Origin of the sequence: Allofrancisella guangzhouensis (assembly GCF_000815225.1) — a bacterium.
Classification (GTDB): domain Bacteria; phylum Pseudomonadota; class Gammaproteobacteria; order Francisellales; family Francisellaceae; genus Francisella; species Francisella guangzhouensis.
On sequence record NZ_CP010427.1, the window covers coordinates 657,355 to 679,115 of the forward strand.

The window sequence follows — 21,761 nt, forward strand, 5'->3', positions numbered from 1 at the left end:
ATTTAATTTAGTGTCTAAAAAGAAAACTAGATTACAACATTGTCATTGTTATAATGTTTATGTGATTAAAAAAAAGGTTAAATAGTATAAAATGTTAGCCAACGAACTTCTAAATACGAATATTTGAATTAGTTATGACACCAAGTACATTTTTTTATATAGATTATAATAATCTAGCATTTGCTGAGTTAAAATCAGCTATAGATAAGCTTGCTGATTATCTTAGTCAACAAAGTTATTTGTATCACACATTAGATAAGCCAATAATAACAGATAGTGATTACGATAAACTTTACCAGCTTTTGCAAAACTTAGTTACTAAACACCCTGAATTAACTCCAGTAAATTCGGTTTTAGACAGGGTAGGAGGAAAAGTTTTAGAAGGTTTTGAAACCGTTAAGCATAAGAAAAAAATGCTTTCTTTAGCTAATGTGTTTAGCTTAACAGAACTAAAAAACTTTTATGAAAAATTAGAGTATCCTGATCTCGAAATAGAGTGCGAACCAAAAATGGATGGGTTAGCAATAAGTATTTTTTATAAGAATGGTAAATTTGATTATGCTGTAACTAGAGGTGATGGAATCCAGGGCGAAAAAGTTTCAGAAAACGTTAAAACTATTCGTAATGTGCCTTTGCAATTAAATACTAATAATCCGCCTAAGGAATTAGAAGTAAGAGGAGAAATTATTTTAGATAAAGCTAGTTTTTTAGCGCTTAATAACTACATGCAGGAACAAGGTCAGAAAACCTTTGCAAATCCTCGTAATGCAGCTGCTGGAAGTATACGGATGCTAGATTCTAAAATCGTAGCTAAACGCCCATTGAAACTATATTGCTATGGGATAGGATATTATTCTAAAGATTTTGAACATCATCAAACTCAATTTCAGCTTATGAATTATCTTAAAAGCTTAGGCTTCACAATAAGTAATCATATGAGTTTAGCTGCTGACTTTAATGATATTGAAAAGTATTATCAGCAAATGAGCCACCATAGAGCAGATTTAGACTATGACATAGACGGTTTAGTTTTTAAAGTTAATGATATTAAACTCCAAGACGCTATTGGTTATGTTTCAAGAGCTCCAAAGTGGGCTGTGGCTTATAAGTTCCCTGCAGAAGAGGTAGAGTCAGAAGTTATAAATATTGAATTTCAAGTAGGTAGAACCGGCGCTATTACTCCTGTAGCTAGACTTAAACCTGTTGCAGTTGGCGGGGTTATAGTTTCTAATGCTACTTTACATAATATTCACGAGATCAAACGAAAAGATATTCATGTAGGAGATAGAGTAATTGTACGCAGAGCTGGAGACGTAATACCAGAGGTTGTTAGAAGTTTACCAGAATATCGTAAAATGTCAGCTAAGCTTATAGAGATACCAAGTAATTGCCCAATTTGTAATTCAACTATTGAAAATACTAATGATCAAGTAATATATCGTTGTACAGGGGGTTGGCATTGTCAGGCGCAAACTGCTGAACGTTTAAAACATTTTGTTTCTCGTAAGGCTATGGACATTGATAAAGTTGGAGCTAAGCTTATTGAACAACTGGTTAGGGATAATTTAATTAAATATCCAGCAGATATCTATAAGCTTACTTTTGAGAAGTTAGCTAACCTTGAGAGAATGGGAGTAAAGTCATCGCAGAATGTTTTACACTCAATTGCTAATAGTAAAAAACCTAGTTTAGCTAGATTTATCTTTTCTATTGGGATTAAAGACATTGGAGAAGTTTCGTCAGAAGCGCTAGCAAATTATTTTGCTAGTTTAGAGAAGTTTCGTCAAGCTAGGTTTGATGAGCTAATATCTATAAACGATATTGGTGAAATTATGGCTAATAATGTAATTTCTTTCTGGCAAGATTCTTTGAATATCAAAATAGTCGAAGACTTACTAAACGTTGGTATAGAAATATCTAACCCAAAAAGGTTACAGAAGATTACAAATAGTAATTTTGACAATAAAACTGTAGTTATCACTGGCACGTTTGAAAATTATAGTCGTATAGAATTATCTCAGCTACTAAAATCTATGGGGGCTAAAGTTACATCTAGTGTATCTAAAAAAACAGATATGGTTATCTCTGGTGAGAATGCAGGTAGTAAGTTTACCAAGGCCCAAGAGTTGGGTGTGGATATAGTCACAGAAAATAAGTTAAAAGGTTTATTAAATTGAGCAGTAGTCATCAGCGTTTAAAAAAAGGAGATGTATTGTTTATAGTAGATAGTGCTGAAAAGAATATTTCTAACTTATCTATTGGCTACGAAAACTATAGTTACTACCATTGTAGCTTGTATATTGGTAATAATGAAATTATAGAATCAATAAAGGGTGATGGGGTCATAACTGCTGATTTGAGTAAATACTCTAATAATAAGATATTAACTGGACGTACATCTCAAAATGATGATTTCCTTAATGAGGTTATCAAGTATGCCCAGGATCTAATTGGTTGTCAGTACAATGATTTGTTCTTGCCTAAACAGCCAGGAAAGTTTTATTGTTCCGAGCTTATCCATGAAATATTTAAGTATGTAAATAAAGAAACCTTTTTTAAACAGCATCGGCTTAATTATATATCACCAAATGATTTTTCGGTTTCACAATATTGGCTAGATTTTTATAGTCAGTATGGTCTTAAAGTGCCACAAGGTCAAATTGGGTCTCATCCTAATAATTTGTCTTTGGATGAAAAATTTAGGTATAGGTTTTGGTTTTAAATGGAGATTGATTTTAGCGTTTATTGTTAGAATTATATTTAAATATGGAGTGTTATACATAAATTTTTTTGTCAACTAGACATTTGATACAGTAGCCTTGAAGGCTACTGTATAGTATTTATTTATATTTTCTATATCAAAATTATTACCGTTTAACAATTTATAATAAATATTTTTAGTTAAGGGACGGTGGCTTTTATATAAAATTTCAAGGATTTTATTGTTATTTTTCTGAAGCACCGGTTCAAGTAGGTTAATATAAGCAAAAGATGGTTCTTTTAGGAAGTTGAGTGCTTGAGTTAAATAATGAGATAATTCATCTTCGATACTTTCTACTTCAAACCAAGCAATTTTAAAAGAATCTATTTCCTTCTTATCATTGATGTAAAAATATTCTCCAGTTATTTGCTTACTATAAACATGGCTGTATAGTATACATTCTAGATAAAGTTGTAGTTTATCTTTTGGTTTTAAATTCGAAATTTTGTATAGAACTAAAGTGTTGTCACTAGATAATTTAATACTAGAGTATATTTTTATATTTTGTATGTTTGTTTCTAAAGTTAAGTCTTGTAGATTTAAGCAATTAATTTTGTCATAAAAGTTTTTTACCAAATTTAAATTTTGGTGCAATAATTCATTTGTAAGTGGTGACTGAGGTAATTTACCACATAATGTAAGATGCTTGATAGTTAAATCAATATCTTTGCAATTTTCATAACAGCATAAAAGAGATTCTTTTATTCTATAAATTTGTAAACCATCTATTTCGAAAGGCTCTGTGTCTGAGAGTCCAGGTTCATTTTCCTCTAGGGTTAAGCCTAGAGTATATTGTGAGTAAGATTTAAAAGGGTCATCAAAAATATTAATAATTTCTTGTATACTAAATTTAGATGGTAATTCTATATTTGCATTTTTTTGAGAATTAAAACTTTTTTTCTCTGCTTTTATAAGACTTAACCATTTATCATCATAGCTTTGGTAACCTCTAGTATAGCATTTAGGGCTAAATGGATGAAGAGGATATTTTTTGAGGTTATTCCAACTATAGTAACTTTCTAAATAATTCAAGAATTCTTTGATTATAAGGCTTGGTTCTTGTTCAGAGTTATTTTTATAGCTATTTCCTTGAAAGCTTAAGTATAAAACAGACCTGGCAGAAATTATTGTTTCTAAAAAAAGATATTTATCATCATCTCGTTTGGTTCTATCACCTTTTTGAGTAGGAAAATAGTTTGTTAGATCAAAGCTAATTTTTGTATCTTTACGAGGATAGGTTGTACTATTAAGCCCAAGCATAGCTACTACTTTAAATGGTATGCTTCGCATTGGAGTCATTGAGCAGAAGGTGACTTTACCACGTAAAAAGTGGTTATTTACAATAGGTTCAGAAAGGGCAGTAGTTAAGATACTCCTAATAACAGCTAGTTCAATTAACTCTGTAAAATCAGCTTGGTTAGTTTGTTGTACAATTTTGGCAATATTTTGTTTGATGATATTTGTTATATACTCATCAGAGTCATCTATATTAAATAAAGTATCAAGTACCTTTAATAAAAAATCTTGCCAGTCACAAGCTGTACGCTTTTGTTTAAGTTCTTCAGAAAATAGTTGTAAAAGTTCAATAAGTTCATATAATTTTCCAAGCTCTTGAATCTCATTTGTTTGAATATTTGGTAGAGTTAGAAATGAATCTTCTATAATCATAGGCTCATCATCTAAGCAAAAACCTAACAATAGCCGTTTAAGTCCCCAATTCCAGCTAAATGTTTGATTATTTAAGCCTCTATGTATACAGGCTTCAGTTAACCAGTATTTAATAGTTTCAAGTTGGTCAAAAGTGATATCAAATTTTCGTTGTAAAGCTGGTACAGATAAATAGTCAATAATTTTAGTAATTTCAAAATTGCTATCAGGAAGCTTAAGAATTTCGATGAAACTAGCTGCTAAACTTTCTGAATCTATAATAGTTCTATCAGCTATTGAACAAGGTAGTCTGTTAACAGAATCACTTGAGGTTTTGGTGAAAACTGACTCTATATAAGGAGCATAATCTTCAATATTTGGACACATTACTAAAATATCCTGTGGCTGTATGGCAGAGTCTTGTTCAAAAAGCTCTAGAAGGTTATCATGTAATACTTGTACCTCCCTTAAGGGGCTATGACAAGAGTTTATTATTATGGACTTGTCAATATTAATTGTATATTTTTCAGTATTTAGTTCTAGTATATTTCTTTGAATACTTGTTAGCAGAGAATTATTTTTAGAAGGAGTTATTTTTACATCTTCACAGAAATTTTCAAAACTAGTAAATTCTTGCTGATCCTGTTCTAAGAGCTGACTAAAAAAATCTTTTCCTTGTTGACCAAAACTAGCTAATAAAGGCTGTATTGTGAAATCTTCTTCGATATTAAGCCAACTAGCTATTTTAGCTTTTTTTAAGTCGTACCAATATTCACTACAAGGGTTTAAGTATAAAAGGTGTACCCTTGTGTGTTTTGCTATTTCTAATAAAAACTCTAAATTATTAGGTGAAATTGTGCTAACTCCAAAAATGTAAATATTTTTAGGTAAAGCTTCAGAGTTAAGTTTCTTTAAGGCTTGTTTTTGTATTTGGGTAGGAGTTTTAGAATTTTCATTTGTAAGAAGTTGCCAAAGTTTAGCTTGCCATATTTCATCATCAGAAGGTGAGTTGCTAATAAACTGAAGATTTTGCCATTTTTCTAACCAAGCAGGGCGATATTTCATATATTTGCTAAAAACATTAGCTATTTGTGAGCTTAGTTGGTATTTTCTTTGGCTACTATCTTTGTAGTAGTTTTTTAGTTTATCAGCACCAATGTTGTCTAGTAATTTGAATATACGCCAGCTAAGAACTTCTTTAGAATAAGCTTTTTTATGAGATTGATCGTTAGTTATTTCATAACAAGTGTTAACTATAAAACTATTTATCATATCAAACTTGGTGTTCATGCAAATACTATTTTGCTTAGCAAGCTCCATGCTTAGCCAATGTTGCATGCCCCGACTGCCAACTAGTATATAAATTGGATCAAAAACTTCTTTTTTATTAAACTTTAATAATCTAGAAAATATTTTTACTAGGTATTCAAGTTTGTTAGAAGGGTAGGTATACAAAGCCATAATACATTTTGTCAAAAAAGAAACTACTTAAGATATTAACAAAAGCTGGTTTGTCTATAAACTATTAATAGATAAAAAAGGCAGTGCAATTATATTAAAAAAGCCTTCCAAATGTGAAAAACTATTGTTTAGAGATAACATAAATAAAGCTAGTTGCAAATTAGAATTTCTAAATGTGTCTATCAAAAGTAAATTTATACGGAGAAATAAAATAATGAATTTTAAACAGTATATTGAAGCGTATCTTGAATTTAATAAAAAATTGAACGAACTATTAGATAAAGAAAATAAATTATGTGAACCCATAAGATCTTTCAAGAAGGACTTTTTATTAACTTTTTACGTTAAGAAAAGTATTATTGCTGGTATCACAAATATGGAGATAATATTTTCAACGGAGGAAAGTTTAAAGATAAAAGCTATCAAAATTTTGACAGAATACCTTGAATTTACAAAACAAGTGGAATTTGAATCTAAATATTTAATCTCTATTCCTAAAGGAGTGGATACGCTATCTCAAAGGAAAAGAGATGCTTGTACTTTTATTGTTAAAAATGTAAATAATCTCGTTAAGCTATCAATAGCTAGTATAGAGCAACAACCACTCAACTCTAACGAATATAGCACGATTCTCTTTCAAAGCCACCTAAGGAATATTAAAAAAACATTAAAAAATAAAAGTTTAATCGCTGCTTCAGTGGCAATTAACACGCTCCAGGAAAAATTTATCCAACATGCATCAATAACAAAAGTATCAAAACTAACAATGAAAGAAGCTAGTCAATACGCCTCTATTAATAAATCAAATAGAATGTTGTGTAGTAATAGTGCTGTTTGTGCTGCTCTGGAAACAAACGGTATACTTTTAAACCGTAACGATAAAAAAATAGCATCTTTCGGTTACTTAAGAAGTGAAATTCTAACCTCTACCTTTTTAGAAAAATGGTTTACTATACAAGAGGTAGCATTAGATTCAAGACTATCTACCACTGAGAATGCAATCTTAGCAATCACAAGTGGGAAGTTTAATGGTGGGGTTTTTGTAAGAACTACTATGAAAGAAGGTCCTGGTCATAGCGAATATGTAATGTCCGATCAAAATGGTAAATTTTGGAGATCAGATGCTAATATTGGAATAGGTTACGATGGTAATATTAATCATAGTTACAGGTGGCGCAAATTATATACAGGAAATGATAAGCATGTTTTATATTATGAAAACCTTAATGATGGGCAATGTGAGAGTATTACTATTTGGGGGTTGACTAGAAAAGAAAATATAACTTGTGAAGCTAATTTAAACCTTAATAAAGCTAAATCAATTGCTCAGCTTGATAATAAAATTTTCAATTTTAATTTACCAAAGGTTAAACAAGTGTGTTTAGCACATATCCAAGAATATCTTGATATAAAAACTTTATCATGGAGATCTTATAAAGATAGAGCTAATTCGATATTAAATAGTATTCAACAACAAGCTTCTATACAAGATGTGATAAAGATTATAGATAATGAAATTGACGTCGTTCGGAATTCAGGAAGTGTTAGATATTTGAATAAATTAGTTGATGCTAAGCTATATTTATCGAATGTGTTAATGGAAAATCTTTAGTTGTGAGATCCATAGATATCCATATTTTATATTTTACTGTATCTAATTAATAAAAGATTTGAGTCAGCGAAGGGGATGACTACTTATTACTATCACTTTCACGTTAATGGTAATTTGGTTGAGTAATACCCCTAAAAATAATGACATTTAGAAGTATACAAAAATATACTAATAAATGAGCTTGTAACACCAGCTGGAAATAACTATACTAAATATCATTCTATTAATTGACATATTTATAAAGAAAGGTGTTTAATAGGAAGCTTTTGAAGCTTGGATATTTATTAGGAGGATATTTTCTAGGTTTGATAAAATTTGTAGGGCGTTTCTAGGCGTTATCACTCTTGATAATACCTTATGGTTGGAATAAAGTTTTGACTGTCGAATCTAATTGGTTAATACTTTAAATACTAAATAATAGGATAATCTAAATGGTCACTTTAAATGATGTTATATATGATAGTGTCGGTAACTTTTGTTTCCTTATGTTTGCATTTTTACTTTATAGAAAAAATAGGTTTGCTTGGTTAGCAATCATTCTAACCTTGGTAATCAAACTTTTTTTGTATGGCAAATATAGTATGTTTCTTTCTTTTACATATTTGTCTATGCAGCTATGTGTAGCTGTTTTAGCAGCAATAGTCTGGATGTTAGAGCCAAATTATATAAAGTTACAAGGAAACAGGCTGTTTTCAGCTTTATTAACTAGTGTGATTATGATTATGATATGGATTTGGTTAGTTTATGCTTTTATAAATCCGGCTATTTTGTCATATGAGTTTTTATTTGGATTCGAGTATTTTTGTTATATGTTATTTGTTTTGGGTGGAGCTTTACTAGTATATAGAATCCCTCAAGGACTAATAATTATTGCAGTAGTTTTTATAAGTTATGCTCTATATTATGCAAATTCGGCAATAGTAGCTGCAAAAGCTCCTCCTCAATATAAAGATTTTATTCTTTACTACTGGTTATCAGCAGTATTTTTATTCATTGCAGGGATCTTATTAGTTAGTGTTTATACACGTATAAGGAGAAGTATCTAGAGCATCATAAGCTATAAACATCAAAACGATTAGTCTTTCCTTTTAGTTGGGAAGTTGGCTTTTTATCAGATAAAAAAACACCGTTAATGGGTCTTTTAACAATAATTTTTTTAGCTTTTGCACTAGAGTAAGCATTATCAAAAAGTAACTTATTGTTATCTTCATTATTTTGCAATAGTTCATGGAGAGATTGCATATCTGATTTTACCTTGGCGCTTTTTTTGCGTGGTGGAAACATAGGGTCTATATAGATACAATCGAAAAACTCTTGGGTATTTAAGATATAATCGCAGCTGTCATTATTAATTAATTTGATATTTTTTGTAATAGCTTCTAAATTTGATATGTCTTTTGCTCTTTTTATAGCATCGCTAAGTAGTAAAAAAATATAAGGGTCTTTTTCAATAGCTGTAACTCTATGTCCTCTAGCAGCAAGCGTGAAAGAGTCCCTACCAAGACCAGCTGTTGTATCAAGTATATATAATTTAGATTTATTTCTACCTTCTATAGCCTGTACTACACTACATTTTTTAGTTTGAGGATCTATTCTGTTCCACATATCATTGTTGTTAAAGTCTATATAAAGTTTTTTATTGTTATTATTCAACTTTAAAAAATTATTTTCATAGAAAAGATATTTGTCCTTTTTGCAAATTGAAAAATTAAGCGGTAAACCTAAATCTCTTATTTTATCAATCGTGCTGTTATCAAAAATATTGATACTAATCATAAAGTTACTTTTTCTTAGCTCTTGGGTGAGCTTTGTCAAAAACGCTAGCTAGTTGTTGAAAGTTAAGGTGAGTATAAATTTGAGTACTAGAAATATCAACATGTCCTAATAGATCTTTTACAGCAAGTAAATCTTTTGAAGAGTCAAGAACGTGACTTGCAAAAGAGTGTCTAAGCATATGAGGATGTATGTGTCGAGTAGCATATTTTTGAGCAAATAGTTCTAGACGTTTTTGAATAGACCTATTTGTAAGTTGTCTGCCATCACGAGAAATAAATAGGTGTTCAGTTTGTGGTTTGCATTTTTCGCGAACGTTTAGCCATCTTTTTAGACTCTTAATTGTTTTTTCACCAAAATATACTATACGTTGTTTATTACCCTTACCTGTTACACGCACACTACATTGAGATATACTTATATCTTTTAGCTGTATAGCTGAAAGTTCACTAAGTCTGATTCCACAACTGTAAAGTAAATCAAAACTAGCTATATCACGAGTTTCAATACCACTACAGGGGGTGATATCAAGTAAATATGATAACTCATTTATACTTAAAGCTTTTGGTAGTCTTTTAGAACTTTTCGGAGCTTTAATATTACTTGCAGGGTTTGTATTAACTATCTCACTATTGACTAAAAAATTAAAAAAACTTCTTGTTGAGCTGAGTTTTCTTTGTAGTGTTTTTGGAGAGGCTCCTTGGGAGTGCAATTTTTTTATCCACCCAAGTATATCTTGAGTAATTAACTTAGTAATATCAGTATCACCAATAAAGTTACCTAATTGCAATAAATCTCTTTTGTAGTTACTAATAGTTTCTTTAGAATAGCTTTTGTGATATAGGATATTATCAAGAAAATTATTTATAAGGGTAAGGTTTAGGCTAAGCAACATCTTAAACTATAACACATAATACAACAATTATACCACTCAATATAGATACTATCCATAAGCTTTTATAACTAGAAATCTTATAGTTAAACTTTTCTCCTAGATTATTTATTTTAAATGCCATCAAAGCAGGCATAATCATAAGTAATATAGCTATAGAAAGTCCAACACAGGTCATAGCGTATATAAAGATATTCGGATTAAGTTGATTTATAATCAAAGGTATACCGAAAGTCAATATTGTTGCTATGGTGTAGCTTATAGCTTTTTTGGTTTTATATAGTTTATAAGTATCTATATTAAAGTGAAACAGTGATAGGTTAACACTTAAGAAAGAAGTCATAATTGCAACATAAGTAAAGATATGTAAAACAATGTCTGTAACGGGGGTTCTGATCTTATGCCCTAAAGTTGTCAATATATCACCAATGTTAGCTTGTGTAACTGGTACATGGCTAAATATAGAAGTCATAAAGCTTATAGGTCCATGCAAAGGAAGAACCCCTAATATAGTAACCACCCAAATTATATAAAGAACTAAAGGGATTATACTTCCTATAATAATTACCTTCTTCATATCTCTAGTATCTTTAGCTAGATAGTCAGAAAGAGCAGGCACAATAATATGTGATGTAAATGATGTTGTAAAAACAGGTATTGCGATTATGAGAGATATGCCAAGATCAACAGGCGATTCAAGTAAGTTTGGTAACTGTATGTATTGATTGAAAACTACACATAGTATGACTAAAACTAGTATCTTTAGAATTATAAAAAACCTATTGGCATAATCTACAAAACGGGTTCCTAAAACAACTATGCTACCAAATATGATTACAAAAATTAAAGCTGATAGTTTTTGGTCTAGCATGGGGAAGGTAGTTGATAATGAGGAGGCAGCAGCAGATATATATGCTGTGCTGATAAAATACATGAGTATTAAAAATGCTATACTTGCTACTATACCACCAGTTCTACCGAGATATCTTTGAGCTATAGTTTTAAAGCTACTTCCATATGGCATAGAGCAAGAAATATCAGAAATTACTACGGCTGTGTAGGTCATGATACTCCAAATAATAATAATTAATATCGACCCTATGACAAACCCAAGTTTAGCTGTAATTATTGGTAAAGCTAATATTCCTCCACCTATCATGGTGCCAACTATTATCATTATCGAACCTAATATTTTAATTAGGCTATTCTGTGAATTATCCATTTGTTACTCTTTTTTAGTTTCAGTTTTGGTTTTAGTGTTCAGGTTGTTGAGATTTCTTTTGTAGGTAAATTGCATCAAAATTTATTGGAACTAGATTAAGTGGTAGAAAACCACCTTTTATGATAGATGAGTCGATAATCCGTTTGGCATAAGGAAACAAAGTGTTAGCACAGTAGGTGTTAAGTACAGAATCTATTTGCTCATCAGGCATATTTGTAATTGTAAAAAGTCCAGATTGAGTAACTTCTACAATATATACGTTGTTGTTGTTATTTTTTGTAGTTATTGTGATTGTTAGGTCTAGTTCAAAATTTTCAGTATTTATCTTTTTTGTATTTATATCAATATTAAAATCTGAGGTTGGATCCCATTGTTCTTTAAAATTTGCAGGGGAGTTGATAGTTTCAAATGACACATCTTTTGTGTATACCTTTTGAATTAAAAAAGAAGGTTGACTTTTATCATTTTGCATATTTTTCACCTAAAGTAGTATAAATGTAGATTTAAGAAATTATAGCAAATTAGAATTATTTGTATAACTAATTACTATTAATTTAGTTAACTTTTATGAAAATTCTTTCGTCCTTAACGTTATTATTGAGAATAAAGAACATAATTTATCATTTTGTAGTAATCAAATTGATCGTTGAATACCTGAAAGGGTTATAGAGAATTTTTTAACTCAAATAAAAAATTTAAAGCTTCTAGTGGGGTGACATTAATAATGTCAAAATTAGCCAATCTTGCTCGTAACAAATTCTCTTGAGGTAAAATCAAATCTAGAGCAGTTTGTTGAGGCTGTTGAGAATCAACTAAAGAGGCTTTATTTTCTAGTTTTTGAAGATTCTTAGCTGCTGATTCTAAAACATCTATCGGAATACCAGCTAGTTTTGCAACTTGGATCCCATAAGACTTCTTAGCAGCACCTTCTACAGCCTTATGCATAAAATAAATATTGTCTTTGTACTCTTTAGCTTCAAAATGAATATTTTTAACGTTAGTGTATTTGTTAATTAATTCTGTAAGCTCAAAATAATGTGTAGCAAATAGTGTAAAGGCTCCTATCTTGGCAAATTTTTCAGCACAAGCTTCAGCCAATGACAAGCCATCAAATGTACTAGTACCTCTACCTATCTCATCCATAATTACTAAAGATTTATCAGTAGCATTGTTAAGAATATAGGCGGTTTCTGTCATTTCAACCATAAAAGTTGATCTACCACTTGATATATCATCAGAGGCACCAATTCTAGTATAAATGGTATCTATATCACATATATTTGCAAAACTTGCCGGTACAAATGAACCAATATGTGCTAGAAAAATCAACTGAGCCACTTGACGCATGTAGGTTGATTTACCACCCATATTTGGACCTGTTATAATTTCTAAAGTATGAGTGTCTTTGCTTAGAAAAGTATCATTAGGTATAAACGGCTCATCTATATTTTGCTCTATAGCGAGGTGACGAACATCCTTAAGCTTAAGTTTTCCAGAACTATTGAAGTTTGGTTGAACTAGATTAAGCTTGACTGCACGCTCTGCAAAGTTAGTTAGGACATCTATTTCAGCAATGCTTTCTGCTGATTTTTGGATTTGAATGTAATACTTAAGCACTTGTTGTAATAAATTTTCATAAATTAGCTTTTCTCTGGCTAAAGCTTTTTCTTTAGACGATAAGATTTTGTTTTCAAAGTCTTTAAGTTCATCAGTTATATAGCGTTCACTTGTTTTAAGAGTTTGGCGTCTTACGTATTCAATAGGGACTTTATCAGCATATTGTTTGGAAAGCTCGATATAGTAGCCATGAACACGGTTATAACCAACTTTGAGATTGCTAATACCAGTTTTTTGTTTTTGGAGTTGTTCAAATTTTAGTAAAAAATCATAAGAATTATCTTTAATACCTTTTAACTCATCAAGCTCAAGATCAAAACCTTCTTTAATTACTCCACCATCACGAATAGTTGCTGGAGGGTTTTCTATGATAGCTTTTTTAAGAAGTTCTGCTAGATCATCAAGCTGGTAAATATTTTGGTTTAGGTTGTCTATATCTTGTGAAGATATTTCTTCTAACAATTTTTTTAGTTTTGGTATTTCTTCTAATGTATTTTGTAATGAAACTAAATCTTTGGGTTTGACTGTATTTAAGGCAACTCGTGAAATTATCCTTTCTATATCGCTAACGTATCTAAGAGTCTCCTGAATTTTTGAAAAACTTTGTTTATCTTTTAATGCGTTGATTACATTATGGCAAATTGCTATTTTATCAAGGTTTTTGATTGGATTTTTAAAATACCTTTTAATTAAACGGCTACCTAAACTAGTTTTACAGTTATCAATTATATTTATTAGGCTAGATTTTGAATTATTGTCAATCTCAAGATTATTACGACTGTTTACATCTATTTTTAGTATTTGATTATCTTCTTCAGAGCTGATATCTGTAATATGCTTAGGAGGTTGTTTTAAAATATCTGTTAAATAAGCTAATATCGAGCCTATAGCTATCAATTGTTCAGTCTTATTATTTTGTAACACAGTTGTAGCTAGAGAAATATCCAAAGTATTATTGATTTGTTTCTTTGCTTCATAACTACTGTAATACCACTCTTGGAGTAGTTTAGTTGAGATTTTAAAAGGGTTATCTATGGAAAGGTTATTACAGTTAGTTATAATCTCCTTAGGTGAGAGTCTAAGCACTTCATTTTTTAACTCTAATAAATTATTAAGAGTTTTAAGTAAGTAAACCTTTCCTTGAGTATAGTTTGTATAAGCTACATAGAATTTGCCATTTTTAACAAAGATGCTTAGTAGTAAATTATCTTGATTTGTATCTAAAAAAGCTTCTTCGGAAACTGTAGCAGGTGTGATGATGCGCGTGACTTGGCGCTCAACAGGACCTTTTGATGTAGCTGGATCACCTATTTGTTCACATATGGCTACAGATAACCCTTTTTTGATAATTTTTGCAATATAGCCTTCAGCTGCGTGATATGGCACTCCAGCCATTGGAATAGGTTCTCCACTAGACTTACCACGAGCTGTTAGAGTTATTTCCAATAAGCTAGCAGCTTCTTTAGCATCATCAAAAAACAACTCATAGAAATCGCCCATACGGTAAAAAAGTAGTATGTTTGGATATTGTGATTTTATCTTTAGATACTGCTGTATCATCGGTGTATGATTAGACATACCTAAAATAGCTTAAGATTATGATTAGTTAAACCATAATTATATAACACATCTATAACATAGCAAACTAACAAAATTATATATAGCTATTTTTTATTTTGCGAAAATACTTTATCATATTTGGTAACTATTTTTTAAGAATTGTAAGCACGCGTAGGGAACTTAGGATGAATTACTTAGATTTTGAAACCAAAATTAAGGAAATAGAAGATAAAATAACTTCACTTTCCCATGTTTTTGATGATAAAACAGAAGCAGAATTAAAAAAACTGAATAAAAAAAGACTAGAGTTAATGGAGTCGACTTATTCAAAGTTAACTGACTGGCAAGTAGTACAGTTGTCAAGACATCCAAATAGACCGTATTTCAAAGATTTATTACCTTTAGTATTTACCGATTTTCAGGAGCTTCACGGTGATAGAGCTTTTGGTGATGATTTAGCTGTTATAGGTGGCTTAGCAAAACTTAACAACCATCCTGTTATGGTTATAGGTCAAGAAAAAGGTCGTGACACTAAAAGTAAGATAAAACATAATTTTGGTATGATGCATCCGGAAGGATATCGTAAGGCTTTAAGGCTTATGAAATTAGCTGAGAAATTTAATATGCCAGTGGTTACTTTTATTGATACTCCAGGGGCTTATCCAGGTATTAAAGCAGAAGAACGTGGTCAAAGTGAAGCTATTGCAAGAAATCTTTTTGAGATGAGTGCACTTAAGGTTCCTATAGTTTGTGTTGTGATTGGTGAAGGATGTTCTGGTGGAGCGTTAGGAATTGGTGTAGGAGATAGGCTTTTGATGCTTCAATATAGCTATTTTGCTACTATTTCTCCAGAAGGATGTGCTTCAATTTTACATAAAACTGCAGAAAAAGCATCTGAAGTTACACAAATGATGAATATTACTTCAGGACGTTTGAAAGAGTTAAACATAGTTGATGATGTAATTGTTGAACCATTAGGTGGTGCTCATAGAGATTTTGTAACTACAGCTGAAAATATAAAAAAAGCTTTAACTAAAGAGTTAAAAGATTTATGTCAAATATCAGTAGAAGAAAGAAACTCACAAAGATATGACAAATTGATGTCTTTTGGGAAGTTTAAGGAAGCTTAATTTTTATCATATTATTCAAATCAGGTTTAGAAAGCTTTGTACAAAAAAAAATCACAAGCTGGATTTGGTATAGTCGAGGCAATGCTGGCAGCATTGATTTTATTATTTGTCCTTTCATCAGGTTTCTTACTACTAAATAGTGTTTTGGTTAATATTGCTTTAGATAACAAACGTGATGAAATATCAAGTATTTTAGATGACCGTGTTAGTGTATATAGATTAACTGGTTTTTTTGATGATTCAGCAACTAAAGATGGTATTGAATTTAAAAAAACAGTTGTAACAGAACAAAGTAATGATACTAAACCACCAGAAACTGAAAAGTCTGTGAATAGATTTAAACCTTTGGGGATAAAAGATATAAAAAGAATGGCTAAAAAAGCTGATGATGATGCTAAAAAAGTTAAAACTAACAATATTGAAATTACATATAAAATGGTAAATATAGCAGCATTTGATGATACGCTTGGTGTAGCAGATAGAGTCAAAATTATACAAAGAGAGATAAAGCAAAATGATGGTGAAGAGCAGTAGAAAAATCACTGGATTTACTTTACCAGAGTTAATGATTTCAATGGTTATAGCAGCTATAGTTATGACAATGGCGATAAATATCTATATAGATATGAAAAATCAGTACAATAAGCTTAATAATAAACACCAAATTAATTCTAAACAGCTTATGACAAAACAAATTTTCTATAATGCTATTTCAAGAGCTGGTTTTGTTACAAAATATGGAGATATGTATCAGGAGCTTGTGGATAACTCGGGGGATAATTCTGGAGATATCTTTGGGAAATTTGGAATTTTAACTATAGGAAAAAGTCCAATAAATGAAATTCAAGGTTTACCTGAAAGCCTAAGTTTGGATCCAGAAGCTTGTGCTGAAAAAGTAAATGCTCAATCAAACTTTGCTGCCCAACAAAATATTAATTGCATCCAACTAAATACAGATTATATAGCTATTCAGCGTGCTAGTTTAAGCTCAACTTTAAAAACTAACTCGTCAAATAACATCTTTAAAGTAAATGATTTTCAAAAAGGGGTTTTGCCAGAAAATGATATCTCTACAAACAACTATTTAGTTTTATGTAATGTTTTTGAGTGTGATTTAGTAAAAGCCATGTCTGTTACAGGTGATTTTGTATCAACTTATTCGCGTGTGGAAAATAAATTCAAAGCAGGTGATTATGTAGGTAAATATATTTTAGAGATATTTTTTGTAGCAGATTCTGGGCAAAAAGATAAACAAGGCAAAGAAATTTATTCATTGTATGAGTATGTAAAACAAAATGCCAATGATTCAGAAATTTATGAATTGGTAAATGATATTAGTGAACTTAAGATTGAGTATGTTTTAAATGCCGATATTAATCAAGGCAGTGCTCAACTTAATTGGAAGCAAATAGGGGAACAGCCTATTAGCGTTAAAAGTGATTCTATTGCAGCTTTGAAGATATCTTTTAAAGTTGCTGGTGAAATTTTTAGTAAAATATTTTTGTTAGAAAATATATAAAGAGATTAGTCTAATGTTTAAAAACATAAAAAGTAGTAAAAATTCAGGGTCCGTATTACTTATGGCATTGATATTCTCTTTTGTAATCATGGTAATGCTTACAGGGCTATTATATTCTTTCAAAATGGGTTTACTTACCACCAAAAGTATTATAAAAAACAGTAATGAAAAAGTTCTTGGAGAGACTTATATAGCAAACGCTAAAGATGATATCGACTTTTCTAAATCAAGTAAACTTAAAGTAGGTGATAGTACTTTTGAAATAGCAGTTAATGAAGATGATATTTCAACCTTTTTTCCAAAGAATAGTAACGCTGAATTATTCCAAGCACAAGAATACAGTAGCTTTAAAGCTACATATAAAGCGTATAATGACGGTTCAAAAGTCGATTTAACCAAAGAAATTATTTATAACGCGCCATCAGCTAATATATATAAAAATTATAATACAGATTATGTTCCTATTAATGTACCTATGATAGATGTTGCTGCAATAACTGATTACCAGGCACGAAATTATCGTTTAACAAGTGATGGGCAATTAAAAGATGCATACAAAGGGTTTATTGGTTTTATTGAAAAACAAAATAAACAGATAAATATATTTACAAATAAAGCAAAAATTGGTGTACCAATTCCACAAGGTATGGGTACAGACTATAAAATTAAAGTTGGCTGGAATCTTGAAAATGGAAAATGGCTGTTAATGTTATTGATGTATGATATAAATAAGCTTTTTACTACAACAGTAGCTCTTGAAGATTTATTAGCTGATGAGGTCGAAGGTTTAGAGCCGGATACAAAATCATTAGGTGACGAGATAGGCAAATGGCAGCCAGTTATTGCTGGAGACTCAGAAAGCGGCTCGACAGGGGCACCTTTTGTAAAAGAAAACATTTTTGATGCTGCATGGTATTTTGAAGATAGTGATGGTCCTCCACAAATACTGCTTATAAGAAAGGGTGACCAGAAGAAAGGTAATCAAGAAGTATTAGAAGTTTATTATTCAGCTTATTCAACTACTAATAACCAGTATAGTCTTAAACAGGGTGACAACTTAAATCTAAAAGCAGAATTAAAAGAAGAAAATGTAAAAATTTTAGTACCAGATTTTGCTAATAATCTTGATGCAAAAATGGCTTTTATATTCCACCCAAACAACCAAAGTAAGAATCTTACTGGTGTAAGTGATTTTAATTATAATGGCGATCATAGAGTTGGTAAAAGTTTAGACACTTATATTGATGGAGAAAGTTTTGGTAACCCAGTTATTATATCTAAATCAGAAGACTCTCTGTTTATAGTGACTTTTGAGCCAGATAAACTACATCGCTATGAGTACAAAAAAGGTTTAGGTGGTTTTGTATCGTTAGATTTTGGCGTTAATGGTTTAGAAAAAGAATTAAAATCTGTGGATGATGAGAGTGACGTTTTTAATCTCTACTCTTCTAAGGATGATAGTGATAGTCAGAATAAAGATGTCATAGAACAGGTTATACCTAAGTTTGGTTACCTATTTGTTTTTACTAAAACAAAAGTAAGTCAAATGAATGATAACTTTGATACTTTGCAAGAAATAGAATCAAGTGGCAAGGAACCTCAAATTTTGGCTGATTTAGAAGCTGTTAAGAATACTATTAATAAGATTTATATACAATCTAAAGCTCTAGATGCTAAAGTTGAAGAAATCCAAGATAAGCTCGGTGATGAGCCTGAACCAAAAGATAAAAATGAAATTGAAGATAGATTTAAAAAAAGTAATGATAATAAAATAGATATTAAAAGTAGCCAATCAAATAATCGACAAGACCAAGGTGATAGTTCTGGAGAAGAACCTACACCAGCACCAGTCTATTTAGATAGTAAGTATTTTTATCCATTGGGGGTGGTTAAGCAAATAACATTATGAATATATTGGAAAATATAAATACTGAACTAAGAAATACCAAAAGTTTTAATTTAGATACAATGTCTATCGCTGATGCAGTAACTTTAATGATAAATGAAGAATATAATGTCATTGAAGCATTAAATGAGCAATATGACAGTATAGTAGAAGTTGTAACTCGAAGCTCTCAAGTACTTAAAAATAATGGCAGAATTGTATATGTTGGAGCAGGTACAAGTGGTCGCTTAGGTATTTTAGATGCTGTTGAATGCCCACCAACTTTCAGTGTTGACTATAATACAATTGTTGGACTTATGGCAGGTGGTAAGAAAGCTTTTATCGAGGCCCAAGAAGGTGCTGAAGATGATCCACAGTTAGCACATCAAGACCTAAAGAAAATAGATTTAAACGAAAGGGATATAGTTATAGGTATTGCAGCTAGTGGTAGAACGCCATATGTTATAGGAGCACTTGAATATGCAACGCTAGTCAAAGCTGAAACAGTAGCAATTAGTTGTACGAAGAAAGCAAAAATTTCAAATTATGCAAACTATAGCATAGAAGCTGTACCTGGGCCGGAAATTTTAACAGGCTCAACTAGATTAAAAGCAGGTACAACCCAAAAATTAATTTTGAATATGATATCAACCTTGTCTATGGTATCTATAGGTAAGGTTTACCAAAATCTTATGATAGATGTTAATCCAACTAATGAAAAACTAGTTGAAAGAGCAAAACTAATAATTTGTGAGGCTGCAGGTGTTGACTATAGTATCGCTGAAACATTTTATACAAAAGCAAACAAATCAGTCAAAATAGCTCTAGCGATGATACTAAATGATTGTGATTATGATCAGGCTTTGGCAATATTAAAGAATAACAATAATTTTATAAAGAGATAAAAAATGAAAGTATGGCCGTTTTTTGCATTTGCTCTGATTCCAGTATCTATATTATATGCTAATGTTTATGAAGGCACAGACGATGGTGTAGCTACCTTTTCTAACACTAGGTTCAAAGGTTCTAAAGAGATGAATCTTTCATCAGAGCCTACTACAGTCGTTAATACTACAGAATTAAAGAATTATTCTAAAACAGTATATTTAGATAACATTAGAGGGTCTTATAGAAGTAATAATTATAGTAACCAAGGTAACCAAGATACCTTGAGAGGTTCATTTCCTGAAGAGTTTACAGATAATTACTATGATTTTTATGGTCGTAACTTTCAGTATCATAATCTGATGTCTTCAACCATAGGCATGAGTATGTATACTCCAAGTGGGGCTAATAATTCTAGATTACAAAATAATTATTAGAGTTTTTAATAGAACCAGATAGAGAGAAATAATGGTATGAAAAAAGTTTTTTAAGCTTTCCTTATTTCTATTTCATCATTGGCAGCACGCTTGATAACCTTAGGTGGATAAATCATATTTAACACAATTTTTAAGGTAGATCCTTGAGCTAGTATAGAAAGGATAACCACTATATATGTTATGCTAACAATAAGATGCCCCTCGTCAGGAAGCGATAGTGCTAATGCTAAAGATATTCCACCTCTAACTCCTGACCAGGCAACTAGTATATTATCTTTTGTTGAAGCTTTAGTTAGCTTTTTATCGATAGCAGTAATTGGTATTGAAATACTAATAAACCTTGCAAAAGTGACTATAAATATTCCAGCTACTCCAATCCAAAGAGCAGTATAGTTAAAGGTTATACTAGTAAGTTCTAATCCTATTAGAATAAATAAAAAGGAGTTAAGCATGTTGTCAATAATCATCCAAAAATTGTCTACTTTTTTAACTTGATCAGGACAAGATTTTTTGTTATCCGATAGATTATTACCAATAAAAAGACCAGCTACAACCATGGCAATAGGTCCAGAAACATGCAAACTATGTGCTATTAGATAACCCATACTTGCAATAGCTAGTGTTACAAAAATAGATGTTTCAGCATCTTTATTGGTTTTCAGAAAGACTAAAGCTATTTTTGCAAAGATATAGCCTAGAACAATTCCGCCACCAGCTTCTATAGATATCTGTTTAGTTATGAGCCAAAGATAATCAACATTGCTATCTATAGTGTTTCCAAATTCTCCACCACTACCAAAGAAAACTATATTTGATAAGATTACAAATAAAACTATACCTGTAGCATCGTTAAACAATGACTCGCCAACAACCCGGGTTTTTATATAGTTTGGTATGGTTTTATTTCCAGCTAATGTGCTGATTACAGCTATAGGATCTGTTGGCGATATTAATGCTCCAAAGACTAAACAGTATCCAAAACTAAGCTCAAAGCCGACTAATTTACAAAAACCATATATTAAAACAGCAGTAGTAAATGCTGATAGAAGTAATCCTATACTAGCTAATCCAAAAATAGCTTTTAACTCTTTTTTTAGATCAATCATGTTAAAATGCAAAGCATTTGCAAAAAGTAAAAAAGAAAGCATCCCGTCTAAAACGGCAGTTTGAAAATCAAAGCTAGATAAAGCGACCACTAAAAAGTTATTTTCATTCAAAAAAGACGCACAAACTGCTGAAAAAGTTATTGAAAGGATGGTCAAACCTATAGCTTTAGGCAGCTTGAGAAATTTAGTGTTTATGTAACTCATCATAGCAGCTACTACAGTTAGTAAACTAAATAAAAAATATTCATTCATAT

17 protein-coding genes are annotated in these 21,761 nt (G+C 30.7%); 10 read left to right on the forward strand and 7 right to left on the reverse strand.

Going from position 1 to position 21,761, the window contains the following annotated elements:
* Nucleotides 1–134: 134 nt before the first annotated feature.
* The gene (gene ligA, locus SD28_RS03105) at nt 135–2,177 is read left to right on the forward strand and encodes an NAD-dependent DNA ligase LigA (protein ID WP_039123998.1); all 2,043 of its coding nucleotides are present in this window, start codon (nt 135–137) and stop codon (nt 2,175–2,177) included.
* A complete protein-coding gene (locus SD28_RS03110) occupies nt 2,174–2,722 on the forward strand; it encodes a YiiX/YebB-like N1pC/P60 family cysteine hydrolase (protein ID WP_039124001.1) in 549 nt (182 codons plus the stop codon). Before ligA ends, SD28_RS03110 begins: the two co-directional genes overlap by 4 nt.
* Before the next feature lie 75 nt (nt 2,723–2,797).
* Here the strand turns inward: SD28_RS03110 and recC are convergent, their stop codons facing one another.
* Nucleotides 2,798–5,884, reverse strand: a complete 3,087-nt coding sequence (recC, locus tag SD28_RS03115) for an exodeoxyribonuclease V subunit gamma (protein ID WP_169742479.1) — start codon at nt 5,882–5,884, stop codon at nt 2,798–2,800.
* Nucleotides 5,885–6,083: 199 nt separating this feature from the next.
* Between recC and SD28_RS03120 the strand changes: the two genes are divergently transcribed.
* Both SD28_RS03120 and SD28_RS03125 read left to right on the forward strand, forming a co-directional pair.
* Entirely contained in the window at nt 6,084–7,481 is a 1,398-nt protein-coding gene (locus SD28_RS03120) for a hypothetical protein (protein WP_039124005.1), read from the forward strand.
* Between the two features lie 431 nt (nt 7,482–7,912).
* Nucleotides 7,913–8,527 (forward strand): hypothetical protein, encoded by a 615-nt coding sequence (locus tag SD28_RS03125; RefSeq protein WP_039124008.1) that lies wholly within the window; start codon nt 7,913–7,915, stop codon nt 8,525–8,527.
* Nucleotides 8,528–8,531: 4 nt separating this feature from the next.
* Here SD28_RS03125 and SD28_RS03130 read toward each other — a convergent pair whose 3' ends face one another.
* From SD28_RS03130 to mutS, 5 genes are all read right to left on the reverse strand, one after another.
* Nucleotides 8,532–9,248, reverse strand: coding sequence for a class I SAM-dependent methyltransferase (locus SD28_RS03130; protein WP_039125748.1), 717 nt, complete (start codon nt 9,246–9,248; stop codon nt 8,532–8,534).
* A gap of 13 nt (nt 9,249–9,261) precedes the next feature.
* Nucleotides 9,262–10,149 carry a tyrosine-type recombinase/integrase gene (locus SD28_RS03135; RefSeq protein WP_039124010.1) on the reverse strand — a complete coding sequence of 296 codons (888 nt, stop codon included), beginning with the start codon at nt 10,147–10,149 and terminating at the stop codon, nt 9,262–9,264.
* 1 nt (nt 10,150) lies between these two features.
* Entirely contained in the window at nt 10,151–11,368 is a 1,218-nt protein-coding gene (locus tag SD28_RS03140) for an amino acid permease (protein WP_039124012.1), read from the reverse strand.
* A gap of 31 nt (nt 11,369–11,399) precedes the next feature.
* Nucleotides 11,400–11,840, reverse strand: a complete 441-nt coding sequence (secB, locus tag SD28_RS03145) for a protein-export chaperone SecB (protein ID WP_039124014.1) — start codon at nt 11,838–11,840, stop codon at nt 11,400–11,402.
* Nucleotides 11,841–12,031: 191 nt separating this feature from the next.
* A complete protein-coding gene (gene mutS, locus SD28_RS03150) occupies nt 12,032–14,572 on the reverse strand; it encodes a DNA mismatch repair protein MutS (protein WP_169742486.1) in 2,541 nt (846 codons plus the stop codon).
* 158 nt (nt 14,573–14,730) lie between these two features.
* Here mutS and SD28_RS03155 point away from each other — a divergent pair, with 158 nt between their 5' ends.
* The 6 genes from SD28_RS03155 to SD28_RS03180 all read left to right on the forward strand — a co-directional run bounded on the left by SD28_RS03155 (nt 14,731) and on the right by SD28_RS03180 (nt 20,401).
* Nucleotides 14,731–15,675 (forward strand): acetyl-CoA carboxylase carboxyltransferase subunit alpha, encoded by a 945-nt coding sequence (locus tag SD28_RS03155; protein ID WP_039124019.1) that lies wholly within the window; start codon nt 14,731–14,733, stop codon nt 15,673–15,675.
* A gap of 81 nt (nt 15,676–15,756) precedes the next feature.
* Nucleotides 15,757–16,209, forward strand: coding sequence for a hypothetical protein (locus SD28_RS03160; RefSeq protein WP_052251914.1), 453 nt, complete (start codon nt 15,757–15,759; stop codon nt 16,207–16,209).
* Nucleotides 16,190–17,194 (forward strand): PilW family protein, encoded by a 1,005-nt coding sequence (locus SD28_RS03165; RefSeq protein ID WP_039124023.1) that lies wholly within the window; start codon nt 16,190–16,192, stop codon nt 17,192–17,194. The genes SD28_RS03160 and SD28_RS03165 overlap by 20 nt, the downstream gene beginning before the upstream one ends.
* Before the next feature lie 13 nt (nt 17,195–17,207).
* Nucleotides 17,208–19,103: a hypothetical protein gene (locus tag SD28_RS03170; protein ID WP_039124028.1), complete on the forward strand. Its 1,896-nt coding sequence runs from the start codon at nt 17,208–17,210 to the stop codon at nt 19,101–19,103.
* The gene (gene murQ, locus SD28_RS03175; protein WP_039124030.1) at nt 19,100–19,984 is read left to right on the forward strand and encodes an N-acetylmuramic acid 6-phosphate etherase; all 885 of its coding nucleotides are present in this window, start codon (nt 19,100–19,102) and stop codon (nt 19,982–19,984) included. Before SD28_RS03170 ends, murQ begins: the two co-directional genes overlap by 4 nt.
* Before the next feature lie 3 nt (nt 19,985–19,987).
* On the forward strand, nt 19,988–20,401 hold the full coding sequence (locus tag SD28_RS03180) for a hypothetical protein (RefSeq protein WP_039124032.1): 414 nt from the start codon (nt 19,988–19,990) through the stop codon (nt 20,399–20,401).
* 50 nt (nt 20,402–20,451) lie between these two features.
* Here the strand turns inward: SD28_RS03180 and SD28_RS03185 are convergent, their stop codons facing one another.
* Nucleotides 20,452–21,759, reverse strand: coding sequence for a cation:proton antiporter (locus SD28_RS03185; RefSeq protein ID WP_039124035.1), 1,308 nt, complete (start codon nt 21,757–21,759; stop codon nt 20,452–20,454).
* Nucleotides 21,760–21,761 lie beyond the last annotated feature (2 nt).